The sequence below is a fragment of the Rathayibacter rubneri genome (assembly GCF_023743255.1).
Lineage (GTDB): Bacteria > Actinomycetota > Actinomycetes > Actinomycetales > Microbacteriaceae > Rathayibacter > Rathayibacter rubneri.
This window is the reverse complement of sequence record NZ_JAMRYM010000081.1, coordinates 1-16638: the sequence shown is the minus strand read 5'-3', so window position 1 is coordinate 16638 and position 16638 is coordinate 1. Positions and strand designations below refer to the sequence as shown.

Here is a 16638-nt window from a genome sequence, read left to right as displayed (position 1 = left end):
AGATTGTATAAGAGACAGCCCCCGTAGTCTGGAGCCCCCGCCCGGTCGCGGGTCCGACGATCGAAGAGGCCGCCCCAGCGTGAACGTCCGCGAGCTCCTCACCCATCCCGAGCTCCAGCTGACGCTGGTGACCGGCGACGAGGTGCAGCTCTCCCGCGCGATCTCGGGCACCTACACGATCGACCTCCCCGATCCCGGCCGCTTCCTCTCCCCCGGCGACGTCGTCCTCACGAGCGCGCTGTGGACCTCCGGGCGCGAGAGCGTCGAGCGGTTCGTCGGCCAGGTCGCCGATCGCGGAGTCGTCGCGATCGTGGTCGGCCTGATCGCCGTCGGCACCCTCCCGGCCGGCATGACCGAGGTCTGCCGGCGTCACGGAGTCGCGCTGCTGACCGTCTCGCCCGAGGTGTCCTTCAAGACGATCGGCCAGACCGTCGCGGGGGTGCTCGCGCAGGCCGACCTGCCCACGCTCGGCCGTGACGCGCGCTTCGCCCGCCGGCTGCTCCAGGACCTCGCGTCGGGCGAGGGAGTGCACGCCGCCCTCCGCGCGTTCTTCGAGGAGTTCGCGCACGGCAGCTGGGTGATCGACCGCGCGGGCACGCTCGTCGCGTCGGCGGGCGGCATGCCGTCACCCTCCGAGTCCGGCTCGGCGTGGGAGGCGTCGCTCGCCTCCTCCGACGACCGCTGGGACGTCGCGCCCGGCAGCCGCACCCTGTCCGGGAAGGCCCTGTTCTCCTCCTCGGGCGAGCGCCTCGGGGCGCTCGTGGTGACCGGCGATCGGAGAGCCTGGTCGGAGGAGTCGGCCGACGCCGCCGACCTGCTCGCGAGCACCGTGGCCGGTCGCCTCGCGCTCGCCCGCGGCCGCGAGCAGGAGGCGGCGGTTCCGCTGATCGACCTGCTCCGGGCCGTCGAGAACGACGAGCTGCCGGACAGCGAGGTCTCGGTGCGACTGCGCCTGCTCGGAGCACGGCTCGGAGCACCGCTGCGGGTCGTGCTCGCCCGCTCGGACGATCCGTCGCTGCCTCCCGAGGCGCTGCTGCGACCGCTGCGCGAGGCCGGCGAGCGCGAGCACGCTCTGGCCCTCGGCGGTGCGCTCGACGGCGGCGCCGTGCTGCTCCTGGGCGATCCGCACGACGAGGAGAGGCAGCCGGGTCCCGCCCTCCGCGCCGCGGTCGAGGCAGAGCCGTGGCTCCTGCGCGGACGTCGGGTGTCGATCGGCGTCGGAGACGGGTCCCGCTCCGTCGGACAGCTGGGGGCATCGCTGCTCGCCGCCCGCGCACGGGCGGCCGCGGCGGCCGGCTCTTCGGCCGACCCGGTAGCCGTCCTCGCGCACACGGTGCCCGTCTCGAGCGGCGCTCTGCTCGAGCTGATCTCCCCGCGCACCCGCGCCGCTTTCGCCCGCGAGGTGCTCGGCGAGCTGGTCCGCTACGACGACGAGCACCGCTCCGACATGGTCGAGACGCTGCGCGTGTTCCTCGAGAGCGGAGGCGCGTGGCGGCAGGCCGCCGACGTCCTGCACCTGCACGCCAGCACGCTGCGCTACCGGGTGCAGCGCATCGAGGCGCTGACCGGCCGCGACCTCGGCTCCATGTCCGACCGCGTCGACCTGCACCTGGCGCTGCGGTACCTCTGACCGGCGCCGACGCGAGCCGCCCGAGAACGTGCGGTTATCTGATACCGCTTAGCGTGGCGCTGCGGCCGGCAGTAGAGAGGCGCGGACCAAGGCAGTCGACGCCTGCTAGTCGCCCTCGAAGCGCCGGCAAGCCATGAGCAGCATCTGCGGAGACGATCGGCTCCGTAAGCAAGACGCACAACATCCCTGGGACATGCGCGCCGACAGCTACGTCGTCGGATGACGAAACCGCCGTGGGACCGCGTCGAATACGAGGTTGGATGTCGCCGTCCGTCGAGTGGCGACGTTTGACGCGAAGGATCGCCGCCCCTCGCTCCGCCGTTTCGGAACTGACACAATCACGGATATCGAACATTGCCGAAGGAGCGCCAAGTGCAGCTTGGACGCGCAACTCAGCTTGTCCGTCCGAGCACCTCCGCCAAGTCGACTTGCTGGCGAAGACGAGCATTGGGACCGTTCCATGTCTTTGTTTTGAAAGCCCACTGCCCGGCGATCAAACTTGGAGATACACCTAGCTTATCAGCTAGACGCCTGATATCCGAGGGACTCATCGATGGAATCAAAAGGTCGCGGTATCTCTCGGGGATTAGATGCGATTGAGCAAAAGTGTTTGCCGCGGTTTCTTGTGCATCGTCGTCGTCGTTCGCCTTAGCGTTTGTATCAATGAACGTACTTCTTTTAGGGTGCAGAAGGACGTGCGCGACCTCATGCAGTAGCGTGAACCATAGCCCATCATACGACTTATATCGGCTGGTCACGGCAATCATCGGCGTGCCGTTCACCCACCGCGAAACACCGCTGATTCGAGTTCCGGGTATTTCCGGAACAAAGACAAGAATCACTCCCGCGTCGAAAAGAAGCTGCTGTGCCTGCTCAAATGCTACGCCGACCTCTTGACTTGTCAATTGAGGTAGGAGAGTTGCAGCCTCGCGAACTTTTGCCGGGTTGAACCCAGGAGCATGCAATAACTTCTCGCCGGCGTGTAACTCCGAAAGTCGAAGCCACAACGCAGTGAGGTCTTGGTCAATTGAGTGAAGTTGACTTCTTTTATATGAAGCCTGGGGTTCAAGCCATGTCTTTCCGTAGGCCGCTGGGGATGCCACAGAAAAAAACTGCAATAGTTTGCCGACGACATCGGACTTCGAATCATTCGAGGCGATGATGCCTCGCTCAAGCAACGTCGATCGAGGGAATCGCGCCGCCCAATCGGAAAAACTTGCAAGAGCTTTGAACTTTTCAGCTCGCGCCTCATGTGCTTGGTGGACCGCTTCTATCCGAAGCCACGTTTCGGCAGACGTCCCGAGGATTTCCTCGAGCGTGACGGCGACATCAGGAGAGATTGGTGCGTTGCCTTTGATGACTAGGTTGATGTGCTTCGGACTGAAGCCGGTGCGGGCGGCCAGTTGCGCCTGACTGATTTGGCGGACGTCGAGCTCTCGCTGGAGCAGTCTTCCTGGGTTGGGGGCGAAGTCGAACTGCATTTCTGCGGGGATGTGTTCGGTCATGATTCGTCTCAGCTTGCAATCTGGAGGATGGAACGGCCTCGAACGTGGAGGTCATCGATGAGCAAAGCTCGCGACATGGCGTACTCGGGCAACGTCGCTCGGTTCGAGAGCCGGCGGACCCGCCCGTCGTGGTCTAACAGGGATGAGTGCAGGGTGACCTCCTCTATCGAGAACGTCAGGCTCCCCCCGGACACGCCGATTCGCACGCTGTTGAACGTGGCGAGGGCACTGAGCGTCGGCGCGTTGGCCACGGCGTGCAAGAGATCCTCGGCTGCGTCGAGCTGGGTGTTCGCCAGCACTCGGAGTCGAGCTCTCGAAGCGCAGCAAGCCCTCAGCGAGGAACTGGACCAGGCGAGCTGCAATCTTAACCTCTTTGGTAAACGCAATCTGTGGTAGGGTTGGATTTACCCGACAGGTACATGCTACCTGCTTCCAGCCGGAAGCGGGAGCGACACGCTACGAACGAGAGGAGGGTCTCATGACCCCCACCGCCCCCAAGATCCACCCCCTGCAGATCAGCATCGACGGCAAGGCCCACACCACCCGTGACCCTGACCAGGAGGCCGCAGCGCTGCTGAGGCTCGCCGGCCGGGACCCGAAGTCCTTTGACCTCTTCCTCGTCGCGAAGAATGGCGTCGAAGAGAAGATCCGTGATGGCCAGATCGTCAATCTCAAGGACGACGAGCGGTTCGTCACACGCCAGCACGTCCGTTTCACCATCGACGGCGAGCCCTTCGACACCTACGACGACGACCAGACCGCTGCCGCACTGCTCCGGCTCGCCGGCGTCGATCCGGCCGGCTACGACCTCGCACGCATCCTGCCGACCGGTGCAACCGAATCCTTCAGTGATGACACCATCGTCACGCTCGCCGACGGCGACGAATTTGTCACCACCAAGCATGTCGGAGGCGTCGCATGAGCGAGCTGGACGAGGTCACGCTTCCGGCTCAGAGGTTCGTTGACGACATGACCGCGGCGGGCGCTTCCGCTCGGGTCGACGGGCCGCGCGTCCTCTACGACGTCCGCGCCGTCGCCGGCCCGCTCGCCGGGCAGATCATCACGACAGGGGTGAGCTTGTCAGAGGTTCAGAGCTGGCCGATGGTCCCTCCCCACTGGGTGCACCTCCCCGACTTCATCACCTTCGCGCAGACCAACGAGGACGTGACCGACTGCCTGCCCGGCTGGAAGCGGCACTCGCGCGACTACAACTACACGGACACGTCCGTCGCCCCCGCCCTCTCGTGGCTCCGCCACGTACGTGGGCTACTCACCATCGCTCTTCCGAAGGCGGCTTGACATGCGGTACTCCGTAGCGATGGCCGGCGACGTCGAAGCAGCTATGCGCGATCACCTCATCCGCAACGACGGTCAAGAGGACGTGCTCATCGGAACCTATGTACTGTCCACGGGCGTCGAGCGCACGACGGCGCTGATCAGGTCAGTGATCTTCCCTCGCGAGGGTGAACGACTCGTCCACGGCAACGCCTCCTTCACCGGCGAGTACGTACTCCGCGCCTCTACCGAGGCTCGTCAGAACGGCCACGGCGTGGTCCTTCTTCACTCACACCCAGGCGCCCGCGGCTGGCAGTTCCTCAGCACGATGGACCACGAGACAGAGTCGGAGTACGAGCGCGTCGCCCGCTCGATCACCAAGATGCCCCTTCTCGGAATGACCCTCGGAGGCCGCGACACCTCTTGGTCCGCCCGGTTCTGGTTCAACCGCAGCACCCCCACCTGGGCCGAGTCGGTCAGGTCCGTCTCGGACAAGCTGACGGTGACTTGGAATGACGACCTCCGCCGGGTCCCGAATGTGACTCGGTCCCAGCAGCGCACCGTCTCGTCCTGGGGACAGCGGAGCCAGGCGTCAATCGCCCGCATGCGTGTCCTCGTCGTCGGCGGGGGCAGCGTCGGCCTGGACGTGGCGCAGCGACTCGCTGCGTCCGGTCTTGCCACCGTCGGAGTCATGGACTTCGACGCCGTGGAAACGGTCAATCTCGACCGCATGATCGGCGCCACGCGCCTGGACGCCGCTCTCGGCCGTTCCAAGGTCGACGTTGCTGCACGCCTGATGAGGTCGGCAGCGACCGCCGCGCACTTCGACGTGAAGCGCCACGAGGTCAGCATCACCGACCCCGTCGGCGTCAGCATCGCGCTCGACTACGACGTGATCTTCTCCTGCGTCGACGGCCCGTGGCCGCGTGCGGTCCTCAACGCGATCGCCTACGCCGACCTGATTCCGGTCATCGACGGAGGCATTGCGCTCGACACCTTCCCCGAAGGCCGGATGCGTAACGGGATCTGGCGTGCTCACACGCTCGTTCCCGGACGCCCGTGCATGGCATGTCTCGGCCAGCTCGCCGTGGGCGACGTCCCCCTCGACAAGCAAGGGCTCCTCGAGGACCCGGAGTACATCGCCGGCGCACACCGGGAAGCACCGTCCCGGCAGAACGTTGCGACACTCTCCGCCAGCGTCAGCGCTGCACTGCTCGCTCAGTTCGTCAGCCTGACCGCACATCCCGGACGTCGCGGAGTACCTCGCCCGCTCCGCTACGTTCTCTCAACCCACTCCCTCCAGCACTCCCACGCCGAGTCCGGGCCCTACTGCCCTTACGAGAACGAACTTGCCGTCGGGGATCAGCGCACTCCAATTGCAGAAACGCGCAACGAGTGGCGGGAAACTGTCGCGTCACGGTCCGCGCGCAGGCATCCACTCAAGCTCCGCGTTCTTGCGACCATCGAGAGCCTGCTGCTCCGCGCCATCAACAAGTTGAGCCACTGAGCCCCGGCACTGCAGAGCGGCGACCAGGGCGTCAGATCCGGGGTACTGCACCCTCGATCTGACGCCCTGGTCGCTCGCCTCGGCCAGCGCCCAGGGGTCCGAGGCGCTGTCCGTCGCGCGTTGCACACGCACCAGTACGCTGTTATCCTGGGTCACGCAAGGCCCTATGCGATCTCTGTGATCGACCAGGGGGTCTTGCACCCCGCGAACCCCTAGCCTCGGCTGGGGGTTCTTGCGTTAACCGAGCCAGTGAACGCCGAAGTCCGAGCCCTCCGGCCACCGGGCAGCGAGGCGCATGTAGGCGATGATCGCATCGGCGGAGGGGGTGCCGTCGCCGCCCCAGATTTCGGGATGCTCCTGGCGATGCTTCTGGTAGGCGCCGTATGCGATTAGATCAGCCGCCTGAATGAGCTGGCTGTATCGGCTGTCTTGCATCATCACGTCCTCCACCACGCGACGACTCTGGATATCGAGCGATCGATGCACCTCGCGATACGGAGCGGCATCACGGATGGCGGTCTCCCAAAGCTCTCGATCTCTCGGCGGCTCGAGCTCCTCGCCAGGATCGCCGAGGCCCTGCTGACCGTCGTACAGCACCATCACGTAGGTGCCTTCACGCTCCGCCCAGTCTTCGAGCCAAGCGATGAATCGGGCGTACGCTACCGGTTTCGACCGGTCAGCCATACCGACAGTGACCACTTCGAACCGCGGATGCTTCGCTAGGGCGGACAGCATGACCCGGCCCGCAGCCGCCCGCTTGCCAGTACCGAACGACGCGTTCTGCGCCAGAGTCTCGCAGAACTGTCCACGTCCCTTGTAAAGCTTCGTCGCATGGAGTTCAGCTGTCTTCAGAACGCCGAACTCACGATGAATCGCCCGGCGCCCGGCGAGCCACGCGTTAAGGAGGCCCGACCACTCACGATCCTCGACGATCAACCCGGTGAGCGTCACACCGTGCCTCGAGTCCCCTGAGTCATCTACGTAGCAAAGGTGCACTCCTCGAGTATGGAGGACCCGTCCCGACCGGCCAGGGGAACACAGAAAGGCGTCTCCTGGCGGCCGGTCAGCGGCTGCGGCCGGTTAGCGGCTGCGGTCGCCGCTTTGACGCTGCCTGTTCACGGCGGGCGCTGTCGGGGACTTCACCCGGGCGGTGCGGTTGGGTGAGGTGAGCACTTCGGCGGCGGGTCGGGCCTGGTCGACGTCGGCGCGCAGGCGCGCTTTGACGTCTTCCGCGCTGATGCCCTTGTCGTTCAAGCTCGCCGCGAATGCCTCGCGGCGCTCCGCGCCGTCGTAGGTGTTGCCGGCGTCGGCGCGAGCCGCAATTGCTTCGCCTGACGGCGCGGATGCGGGCGCATCGGTCGCAGCGTCTCGGTGAAGCATCTGTCGCCGCCGGCGAGATCCGTGACCGTAGCGATCAGCTCGAGTAGCGCCGTCTCGTCGTTGGCGACTCGGGCGGAGTGGAGCTTGGTGCCGTCTGCGTCGATGACGACGCAGTGGTGGTGCCCCTTCCCTGCGTCGATTCCGGCCCAGATCTGCGGCATGGCCGCTCCCTTCACAACGTTCAGGTGGTGGTGTAAGGAAAACGGCGAGACCGTGGCCGCGACGCGGCCTCCGATCGGCGGCGCTCCGTCGCCAATGCGCGAGTGCGACTCGCGCTCCGGAGCGAACCGCCTACGAGCGTGAGGGGGTACACCTCACGCCCGCACGGCGGGGCCCTCTTTGCTGGCTCCCTGGAAGCAATAGCCGCTAGCGTCTAACCGTGTCCGACAACTCCTCTACGCCGAGCGAACCCGACGATGACGAGCAAACGAGGCCGGTTGAAGGGGTTCCAGGCTCCCCGGAGGCGCCCGCCCCGAACGGAAGTACCAGTCAAAACGGTGCACTCTCGACCGCTATAGCCGCTCAACTGGGCGCTCAAACGGCATTCCGACTCGACCCAAAAACACTCGCCGCTTTTTCCGCATCTGTGCAGCGATCCACCGCACTGCCGCCGGAGGTTCTTACAAATGTGCGCGCGTCGGCGCAGGCCGTGGTGAACGCACTCAACGCGCAGACAGGCGCAAATGCTCGTAGTCCTGTGACACTTGAAGCTTTTAACGCGTTTCAGCGTTATTTCTCAGCAAACCTGGAGAACGCTTTTCCCGAGGACTACTTCGATCAGCTTCGAGAGACAGCTCGCCTTCTAGCGGAGTCCGTTTCCATACCAGCTTTGTATTCAAGCCGTCAACTGGCCTCGCGGCGCCAGAATATTGAACCGGCAGTGCGATCGAGCCATTCAGCCGAGGCATTTTTCGACGAACATGTAGTTGAAATCAACGACGTTCCTACGCTCTTAAAATTTTTTTCCACGGTCCAGCAAAAGCACCGAGAACACATGTTGGTATGGCGAGGCCAGCAGAACGCAAAATGGCCGACCCACAGTTCGCTATACCGGAAGCTTGAGACTACTGCACCTCCCTCTGAGGAGGACTTAATTGAAGCAGAAAGGACGAGCATGGACCTAGCTGTTTCGTGGGGACGGCGGCCAAACCATGCATTGGAATTCCTTGCGGATTTGCAACACTTCGGGGCTCCCACGCGACTACTTGACGTAACTCTAGAGCCAGAAATGGCCGCGTGGTTCGCCGTCGAGGCAGATCCCGAGCTGGACGACGTCGACGGGCGCGTTGTCGCCTGGGGGCGCCTGGTTCGCATATCCAAGACATCGATGTCGGCTGCCACCGGGAAGTTACCCCCATCGGACGACCTGCCGTTCTGGCATGGCTGGACGAACGAAAACGAGCGCTCGCGCGTCGGTTGGGGAACGGGCTCGCGGACTTGGGACTGGTTCCCCCCAGCACTCAGCGATCGGATGCGTGCCCAGCGAGCGGGATTTCTGCTTGAAGCCGCACCGCTCGTCACAGCGGAAGTTGCGGACGTGATTTCCGAAGGCACTGCTAAAGACTGGCGTGCGGAAGAAATCGCACATTCAACCTCAATTGTGGGTATTCCGTCGAGGTACGATGTTCGCACTAAGAAAAATGGTGCGAATCTCGTACCGATCTTCTCTGCACGAATTTCTTGTCACGCAAAGGAAGAGCTGCGAGATTACCTTGCAAGTAAGGGGTTCACAAGTCAAAGCGTGTATCCCGACTTTGGTGGGCTCGTTCAGTATCTGAGGGGCCCTATCGCTCTTCACTAGAAGTGATTCCCACTCGACAGGGACGGTGAGTCGCGACGCGCCCCAAGTAGCTAGCCGCGGGTTCCACGCTGCGCCGGCACCGTGACGACGGCGGTCGCGCGGGTGAGGTTCGGGCCGATCGCGTCGGCTTCGAGGACTCGTCCGGTACGGCGGTTCTCTCCCTCGCCCCAGGCGCCCCGCGCGGCCCCCGCGGGTGACCAGGTGCACGGCCGGGGTCTGCTCGGTCACCGGGTCACGGCCACCGGCGCCGACGATGACCACCTGACGGGCGGTCGGGCTGATGCCCACCGCCCCGGGTCCGTGGTACTCGCTCTTGATGACCTCGGTACGGGTGCCGCGCTGCTCACTCATGGTGTGTCTCCCTCTGGCTGATCGATTTTCTTTGCCTCTCCGGCGGGGAAAACCGTTTGAGTGGAGGCGGTGGAGTGACGCCGATCACGGGCGAAATAAGCCCGCAGGGCGCGTCCGGGATCGGTGGCACGCAGCCGGTGGAGCGAAATAGGTTGAGACCGCGGAGAGGTGAAGAAAACGCAGGGGAATGGGCCGCGCAGCGGCCTCCCTCCCCCGGCATCGCCGGTGCCGCGTCTAGCGGCCCCCGGAACGGGTAGAGGGAGGGCGCAAGCTGACGGGCGCCGCCGGCAGTGGGTCTAGCGGCTTCGGTCGCCGCGGTCCGGCGCCTACGCCGGCGTCGTGGTGGGGAAGCTGCGGCTGACGGTCGCTCGTGCTTGCGCGAGGGCCGTGTCGATCGGGGTTCTCCGAACGCGATGCGCGACTTGTCGACGTCGAGCGTGCGCGGCTGTCCCTCGGCGGGTGTGCTGTAGCGCCGGTAGCGCGACGGTCGGTCCGGTGTCGGCCAGTTGCTCGGCGGCGACCTCGGGGAGGGAGCGGCCGTCCGGTCCGGCGTCGACGACGCGTGAGTAATCGCTGGGCACCCCATCGGCCGCCGAGCTCGTCGGCGCCGTCGAGGGCGCGTTCATAGGACTGGTGCCAGCGGGCCGGCGATCCGCGACTCCGACAGCTCGAACGGGACCTCCACATTGATGACCTCGACGCTGTAGCCGACGGATCCGAGTCGCTGCCCCAGCTCGACGGACTTCTCGAGCGAGGAGAGCAATGTGTCGATCACGAGGTTCAGCCCGTCCCGCACCGCTTCGTTGCGGACGCGGATCATGAGCTGGGAGGACTCCTCATGCACGAGAGAGGCCAGCTGGAGCGGGAAGAACCGCTTCCCCCGCCGCCTCGGCGGCGCGGACCTCGGGCGGCATGATCGCGCGGTCGCAGCTGCCGTCCTTGATCGCCTCGGTGAGGCTCCGCTGGAGAGCCCCTACGCGGTCGCCGCGTGCGCGTCGATCCGCGCGAGCAGCTCCTCCTGCACCTCGGGCGGCGCCCACGAGCCGAGCACCGAGTTGCGCGCCAGCTGCACCAGCTCGTCGAGGGTGAAGCCGGCGCGGGAGGCCAGAGCGAGGTAGTTGTCCGCGACGTAGCCGCCGAAGTAGGCCGGGTCGTCGGAGTTGACCGTCACCCGCACGCCGCGCTCGAGCAGTGCGCGCAGCTCGACCGCCTTCATGTCGCTCGAGACGAACGAGTTCGACAGGGGGCAGCAGGTCAGCGCGAGCCCGCGCTCGAGCACGCGCTCGACGAGCTCGGGTGCCTCGACGATGTTCGTGCCGTGGTCGATCCGGTCGACGCCGATCTCCTCGAGCACCTGGCGCAGGTGCTCGACGCTGTTCGGCTGATCGACGTCGCAGTGCATGGTCAGGCGGAGCCCCGCCTCGCGGGCGAGCGCGAACACCTCGCGGAACTTGGCCGGCGGGTTGCCGCGCTCGTCGGAGTCGAGCCCCACGCCGATCAGCCGGTCGGCGAACGGCAGAGCGCGCTCGAGCGTCTCGCGCGCGCTCTCGGCCGACAGGTCGCGGAGGAAGCAGAGGATGAGCACGGCGTCGATCCCGAGCCCGGCCGCGTCGATGGCGGCGCGGTGGTAGCCGCCGATCACCGACTCGAACGGCACCCCGCGCGAGGTGTGGGCCTGCGGGTCGAAGAAGACCTCGGCGCGCACCACTCCGTCGGCGGCGGCGTGGCGGAAGTACTCCGTCGCCAGGTCGTAGAAGTCCTGCTCCTCGCGGAGCACGTCCATCGCCGGGTAGTAGACGGCGAGGAACGAGGCGAGGGAGTCGAAGTCGTACGAGAGCGCCGCGGGCACCGGCAGGCCGTTGCGCTCGGCGAGGCGGGCGCGCAGCTCCGGCTCGAGCGTCCCCTCGAGATGCACGTGGAGCTCGGCCTTGGGGAGGCCGCGGACGAAGGAGTCGAGGGTCACGGGGGCCTTCCGGTTCAGCGGGCCGCCGCGATGAAGTCCATCGCGACGAGGGGTCCGGGCAGCGCCGCGCCGAGCACGGTGCGGGCGGGCGGATCGACGGGGAAGCGCTCGGCGTAGACGGCCGAGGAGGCGGCGAAGTCGCGCTCGAAGTCGGCGAGGATCATCGTGATCCGCACCACGTCGCCGAGCTCCAGGCCGAACTCGGTGCCGAGCAGCCGCTCGATGTTGTCGAGCGCGGCGGCCGTCTGCGCCGCGACGCCCTCGGGCACCGAGCCGTCGCCCGGCGCGAAGGGGCCGATGGCGGATCCGTAGACCACTCCGTGCGCCTCGACCGCGTGGCTGTAAGCCCCGCGGGGCGCGCCGAGCGCCTCGGCCGAGACGAACCGGCGGGGTGCGGCGGTCATCGGAGCGCTCCGGGCAGCGCACCGGACACGACCCGGCCGCGGGACACGACGGCCACGATGCTCTCGGCCCGCAGGTCGTCGATGCTCTCCCACGGGCGCCCGCGCAGCACGACGAAGTCGGCGCCGAACCCGGCGGCCAGACGCCCCACGCGGGAGCCGAGCCCGACGACGGCGGCCGCGTCGGACGTCGCCGCGATCAGGGCGCGCTCGGAGCTCCAGCCGAAGGCCGTGCGCATCCGCCGCACCTCGTCGAGCTGCTCGCCCCAGTCGACGTAGACCCCGTTGGCGTCGGTGCCGAGCACGAAGCGCACCCCGGCCTCGCCCGCCGCGAGGAAGCCGGCGTCGCGGGTGGCGACGACGTCCTGCGCCTTGAGCGACGCCTCCGGAGACGACGGCGCGCGACCGGCGGCGATCACGTCGTTGATGAAGAGGGTCGGAGCGACCGGGAGGTCCCGCTCGACGAGCGTCGCCCAGTGCTGCGGCCCGATCGCGGTGCCGTGCTCGATCGAGTCGACGCCGAGCGCGAGCGCGCGGTCCAGGCCCTCGACGGAGTGGGTGTGCGCGGCGACGGGCATGCCCAGCGCGTGCGCCTCGTCGATCGTCGCGGCGATCTCGGCGTCGGTCTGGTTGCGCCAGCCGACCCGGTCGCCCATCGAGAGCACTCCTCCGCTCGTGTAGATCTTGATGCCGTCGGCACCGGCCCTCGCCCAGGTGCGGACCAGGCGCCGGCACTCGTCGGGGCTGTCGGCGACGCGGTCGCGGTGCGGGTAGTGCGGGGGCACGAACAGGTCGCCGTGACCGGCCGTCATGCCGACGGCGCCGTGCGTGACGAGCCGCGGCCCGTCGGCGATGCCCTGCTCGAACATCCGCGCCACGGTCATCTGCAGCTCGTCGGCGCCGAGATCGCGCAGCGTCGTGACTCCGGCGCGGGCCGCCTTGCGGGCGTTGTTCGCGATGTGGAACACCCGCTCCTCGCGCGGGGTGATCAGCGGCCAGGAGGCGAAGTCGGCCGTGCCCGCGCCCGAGTAGGCGCCGAGGTGCACGTGGGTGTCGACGAGGCCCGGGATGATCGAGAGGGCCTCGTCGCCGCCTGGTGCCCGCCCGCCGGCGGGGTCGACGGAGGCGATCTCGTCGCCGCTCCAGGCGAGGGTCGCGGTGCCGAGGGCGCGCTGCCCGTCCCAGACCGTGCCGGTGATGGTTCCGTTGCTGCTCATGCCGTTCCTCAGTTCTGTCCGCCGAAGCGGACGGCCGCCAGTCTCTCGCCGATCGCCACGACCGCGTAGGCCACGACTCCCAGCGCCGTGATCACCGCGAGCGACGCCCACAGCTCGTCGTAGCGGAAGCCCGCCGACGCGCGCTGCACGGCTCCGCCCAGGCCCTTCCCGGTCGCCAGCCACTCGGCCAGCATCGCCCCGCTCAGAGCGGAGGGGACCGCCACCTTGGCCGCCGCGAAGATCGCCGGCACCGCGGTCGGCAGAGCGACCTTGAGCAGCACGTCCAGGGGCGAGCCGCCGTAGACCGTCACCAGCTCGAACGACTCGCGCGAGAGCGAGCGGAGCCCGAACACCACGGTCACGAGAGCCGGGAAGAACACCGCGACCGCTCCGACCACGGCGACCGCCGCGAGCCCGTTGCCGATGGCGAGCGTGATCAGCGGGGTGATCACGATCAGGGGCATCGACTTGAGCAGCATCGCGATCGGCATCACGGTGGCCTCGAGCGAGCGGACGAGCACGAAGAGCACCGCGATCGCGAGGGCGACGAGCATGCCCGCCGCGTAGCCGATCAGGGCGTCGAGCGCCGTGACGCCGAGGTTGCCGAAGACGACGGCGCGGTTCGCGGCGGCGTCCTCCTCGACGAAGAGGTAGGTCGCGACGTCGGTCGGCGTCTTGCCCAGCAGCGGCGAGACGTCGGCGATCGCGAGGAACGCGTACCAGAAGCCGATCGCGAGCAGCGCGGCGAGGGCGAGGGGGACGAGCTCGGCGCGCACGATGCGGAACGCCAGGCGCGGGTTGAGGTCGCGGGCCCGGCGCGCGGGGGTGCGGGTGGCGGTGCGGGTGGCGGTGCTCATACGACTCCTCCGGTGCGGCGCAGGATCGAGCGGCGGGTGGCGCGCGGAGTGCCGGTCACGCGGGGCATGACCCAGCGCCCGACGGCCGCGATCAGCGCGTAGCCGAGGATCGTGACGACTCCGCTCAGCACCGCGAAGGCCCAGGCGCGCTCGACGTCCATCTGGCGCTGCGCGACCGCGAGCGCGACTCCGAGGCCCGTCGTGACTCCGCCGAGGTACTCCCCCAGGACCGCGCCGAGGATCGCCGCGGGCACGCCGACCTGGAGCGCCGTGAGCGTCGCGGGCACGGCTGCGACGGCCTGCACCTTGACGATCTGCGCCCAGCGGCCGCCGCGGTAGGCCGACACGAGGTCGAGCGCGGTGCGCGGCACCGAGCGGACGCCCAGCAGCGCGCCGATCAGGGTGGTGAAGAAGACCAGCAGCGCGGCGAGGAAGATCGAGGTGGTCCGGCCGCCGAAGATCACGAGGATCACGGGTCCGACCGCGGTCAGCGGGAGGCAGTGGCTGATCACTCCGATCTGCTCGATCACCCGGTGGGTCCACGGCAGCAGCAGCGCGACGACGGCGAGCGCCAGTGCCGCGAGGGTGCCCCAGAGGTAGCCCCAGCCGGCCGCGAGCACGGTGTCGCCGACGTTGCGGAGGTAGAAGAGGGGACCGTCGCGGAGGAACGCGGCGACGATAGCGCCGGGGCTCGGCACGGCACGGCTCTCGCGGTAGACGGTCTCGGCGAGGATCCACCAGACCGCGACGAAGACCGCGAGGCCGGCGAGGACGCGCCGGTTCGTGCGCAGCCGGGTCACCCCTCGTCCTCCATCGCCACCCCGTGTTGCGAGAACAGCAGATCGGTGATGCGGTCCTCGATCGCGTGGAACTCGGGGCTGCGCAGCATCTCGACCGTGCGCGGACGCGGGAGGTCGATGTCGATGACCTCGACGATGCGCCCCGGCCTGGGCGACATCACGGCGACCGTGTCCGAGAGGAGGATCGCCTCGGCGATGCCGTGCGTCACCATCAGGGTGGTCGCCGGCCGCGCGGTCCAGATGCGCTGGAGCTCGAGGTTGAGGCGCTGGCGCGTCATGTCGTCCAGCGCGCCGAACGGCTCGTCGAGCAGGAGCAGGTCGGGCTGCACCACGAGGGCCCGCGCGATCGAGGCGCGCTGGCGCATGCCGCCCGAGAGCTGCGACGGGTAGGCGTCCTCGAAGCCGGTCAGCCCGACCAGGTCGAGGAGGTCCGGGATGCTGTCGCGCTTGGACGCCTGCCGCGTCAGCTCGAGCGGGAGGCGCACGTTGGAGCGCACGGAGCGCCAGGGAAGCAGCGCCGAGTCCTGGAACGCGATGCCCAGCTCGGCCTTCCGCTTCGTGCCGACGACGGGCGTGCCGTGGATCGAGACGGAGCCGGTCGTCGGCTTCTCGAGCCCGGCCAGCATGCGCAGGATCGTCGACTTGCCGCAGCCGGAGGGGCCCAGCAGCGACAGGAACGACCCGCGCGGAGTGACGAGGTCGACCTCGGCGAGCGCCTGCACCGACCGGGAGCCCAGGTCGAAGCGCTTGCTCAGGCCCGACAGGCGGATGCCCTCGGTGCCGTTCTCGGTGGTGGTCAACGTCTCGTCCTCTCGCGCGGGTCGTCAGGGGTGCTCGCTCGGGCCTCAGCCCTCGAGCAGCTCCGGGTGCTCCTCGTAGACCTCGTCGATCAGCGTGGTGTCGAAGAGCTCGTCGGCGTCGAGCTCGATGCCGGTCAGCGCGAGCGAGGCGACGGACTGCTCCTGCAGCTCGTCGCTGATGGTGAGCAGGCCGTTCTCGTCGGTCTCGGGGGTGCTGATCAGCTCGGTCTGGGTGACCATGACCTGCGCCTGCTCCTCCACCTTGTAGTTCTGGTCGGCCGCGTAGTCGGTGACGACGGTCTCGGCGGTGGCCTCGGGGTCGGCGACGGCGTCCTGCCAGCCCTGCACGAGGGCGAACAGCAGCGCCTTCACCTTCTCGCGCTCGTCGTCGATGCTCGCCTGCGCGACCACGATCGTCTCGCCCACCATCGGCAGGCCGGTGTCGGCGAGCAGGAACTGCTGCGCCGAGAAGCCGCGCTGGTTCAGCGTGTTCGCTCCGGCGGTCGCGTAGCCGATGTAGCCGTCGACCTGGCCGGTGGTGAGCAGCGTCGAGTCGGTGAGGGGCACGCGGTTCACGTCGGACTCGTCGATGTCGTTCGCGGCGAGGAACGCGCGCCAGACGAGGTCGTTGCTGTCGCTGACTCCGATGGTCTTGCCGACCATGTCCTCGGGGGTCTCGATCGGGGCGTCGGTGAGCGACACGATCGCGAACGGGTTCTTCTGGTAGGTCGCTCCGACGATCTTCATCTCGGCGCCCTCCGAGATCGCGGGGCCGGTGATCAGCGGGGAGGAGACGCCCGCGAACGCGGATCCGCTCGCGATGGCCGTCTCGGCACCGGTCGCGCCGGTGCCGCCGGGGGTCAGCGCGACGGAATCGAAGCCCGCGTCGGCGAAGTGGCCGTTCGCGTCGGCCAGGTACTCGCCGGCGAACTCCACGTGGGGGACCCACGAGAGCTGCATCGCGGCCTCGCCGAAGGAACCCTCCTCGCCGGTCCCGGACGCGCTCGCGTCGGATCCGCTCGAGCAGGCGGTGAGTGCGGTGGTGGTGGCGACGGCGACGGCGAGGGCGCCGAGCGCCGCGCGACGGCGCGACCGGGTGAGGACGGTGAGGGGCATGCGGGCTCCAATGAGGCGACGGGTGAGGTGGGGCG

Annotated in this window: 17 protein-coding genes and 1 pseudogene; 5 read left to right on the top strand and 13 right to left on the bottom strand. The window is 67.9% G+C overall.

The features are described from left to right. The first annotated feature begins 79 nt into the window (after positions 1-79). The gene (locus NB037_RS15150; RefSeq protein WP_251947073.1) at positions 80-1630 is read left to right on the top strand and encodes a PucR family transcriptional regulator; all 1551 of its coding nucleotides are present in this window, start codon (positions 80-82) and stop codon (positions 1628-1630) included. 392 nt (positions 1631-2022) lie between these two features. On the opposite strand, the gene NB037_RS15145 is transcribed toward NB037_RS15150, so the two are convergent. Next, positions 2023-3135: an ImmA/IrrE family metallo-endopeptidase gene (locus NB037_RS15145; RefSeq protein ID WP_251947071.1), complete on the bottom strand. Its 1113-nt coding sequence runs from the start codon at positions 3133-3135 to the stop codon at positions 2023-2025. Positions 3136-3143: 8 nt separating this feature from the next. Beyond that, positions 3144-3434 carry a hypothetical protein gene (locus NB037_RS15140; RefSeq protein ID WP_251947069.1) on the bottom strand — a complete coding sequence of 97 codons (291 nt, stop codon included), beginning with the start codon at positions 3432-3434 and terminating at the stop codon, positions 3144-3146. Between the two features lie 179 nt (positions 3435-3613). Here NB037_RS15140 and NB037_RS15135 point away from each other — a divergent pair, with 179 nt between their 5' ends. The 3 genes from NB037_RS15135 to NB037_RS15125 are packed head-to-tail and all read left to right on the top strand — an operon-like array spanning position 3614 to position 5917. Then, on the top strand, positions 3614-4057 hold the full coding sequence (locus tag NB037_RS15135; protein ID WP_251947067.1) for a multiubiquitin domain-containing protein: 444 nt from the start codon (positions 3614-3616) through the stop codon (positions 4055-4057). Further along, the gene (locus NB037_RS15130; protein ID WP_251947065.1) at positions 4054-4434 is read left to right on the top strand and encodes a hypothetical protein; all 381 of its coding nucleotides are present in this window, start codon (positions 4054-4056) and stop codon (positions 4432-4434) included. The genes NB037_RS15135 and NB037_RS15130 overlap by 4 nt, the downstream gene beginning before the upstream one ends. Positions 4435-4453: 19 nt before the next feature. Then, complete coding sequence (locus tag NB037_RS15125; RefSeq protein ID WP_251947063.1) at positions 4454-5917, top strand: ThiF family adenylyltransferase; 1464 nt, start codon at positions 4454-4456, stop codon at positions 5915-5917. Positions 5918-6154: 237 nt separating this feature from the next. Here NB037_RS15125 and NB037_RS15120 read toward each other — a convergent pair whose 3' ends face one another. The 3 genes and pseudogenes from NB037_RS15120 to NB037_RS15110 all read right to left on the bottom strand — a co-directional run. Continuing rightward, on the bottom strand, positions 6155-6913 hold the full coding sequence (locus NB037_RS15120; RefSeq protein ID WP_308202080.1) for a DUF3800 domain-containing protein: 759 nt from the start codon (positions 6911-6913) through the stop codon (positions 6155-6157). 84 nt (positions 6914-6997) lie between these two features. Continuing rightward, positions 6998-7297 (bottom strand): hypothetical protein, encoded by a 300-nt coding sequence (locus NB037_RS15115; RefSeq protein WP_251947075.1) that lies wholly within the window; start codon positions 7295-7297, stop codon positions 6998-7000. A gap of 5 nt (positions 7298-7302) precedes the next feature. Next, positions 7303-7458, bottom strand: a pseudogene (locus NB037_RS15110) (IS110 family transposase); the annotation flags it as partial. Positions 7459-7676: 218 nt separating this feature from the next. Here NB037_RS15110 and NB037_RS19950 point away from each other — a divergent pair. After that, the gene (locus NB037_RS19950) at positions 7677-9098 is read left to right on the top strand and encodes an FRG domain-containing protein (RefSeq protein WP_251947060.1); all 1422 of its coding nucleotides are present in this window, start codon (positions 7677-7679) and stop codon (positions 9096-9098) included. A gap of 973 nt (positions 9099-10071) precedes the next feature. Here NB037_RS19950 and NB037_RS15100 read toward each other — a convergent pair. The 8 genes from NB037_RS15100 to NB037_RS15065 form a co-directional block, all read right to left on the bottom strand. Then, positions 10072-10305, bottom strand: a complete 234-nt coding sequence (locus NB037_RS15100) for a zeta toxin family protein (protein WP_279308975.1) — start codon at positions 10303-10305, stop codon at positions 10072-10074. Between the two features lie 117 nt (positions 10306-10422). Next, the gene (add, locus tag NB037_RS15095) at positions 10423-11412 is read right to left on the bottom strand and encodes an adenosine deaminase (RefSeq protein WP_251947055.1); all 990 of its coding nucleotides are present in this window, start codon (positions 11410-11412) and stop codon (positions 10423-10425) included. A gap of 14 nt (positions 11413-11426) precedes the next feature. Next, a complete protein-coding gene (locus tag NB037_RS15090; protein WP_251947053.1) occupies positions 11427-11816 on the bottom strand; it encodes a RidA family protein in 390 nt (129 codons plus the stop codon). Next, a complete protein-coding gene (locus tag NB037_RS15085; protein WP_251947052.1) occupies positions 11813-13030 on the bottom strand; it encodes an amidohydrolase family protein in 1218 nt (405 codons plus the stop codon). Before NB037_RS15085 ends, NB037_RS15090 begins: the two co-directional genes overlap by 4 nt. 8 nt (positions 13031-13038) lie before the next feature. Further along, positions 13039-13887, bottom strand: coding sequence for an ABC transporter permease (locus NB037_RS15080; protein ID WP_251947050.1), 849 nt, complete (start codon positions 13885-13887; stop codon positions 13039-13041). Further along, positions 13884-14687: an ABC transporter permease gene (locus tag NB037_RS15075; RefSeq protein ID WP_251947048.1), complete on the bottom strand. Its 804-nt coding sequence runs from the start codon at positions 14685-14687 to the stop codon at positions 13884-13886. Before NB037_RS15075 ends, NB037_RS15080 begins: the two co-directional genes overlap by 4 nt. Beyond that, positions 14684-15487 carry an ABC transporter ATP-binding protein gene (locus NB037_RS15070; RefSeq protein WP_251947046.1) on the bottom strand — a complete coding sequence of 268 codons (804 nt, stop codon included), beginning with the start codon at positions 15485-15487 and terminating at the stop codon, positions 14684-14686. Before NB037_RS15070 ends, NB037_RS15075 begins: the two co-directional genes overlap by 4 nt. A 45-nt stretch (positions 15488-15532) precedes the next feature. Further along, positions 15533-16638 (bottom strand): ABC transporter substrate-binding protein (locus tag NB037_RS15065; RefSeq protein WP_251947044.1); only part of this gene is annotated, 1106 nt, incomplete at its 5' end.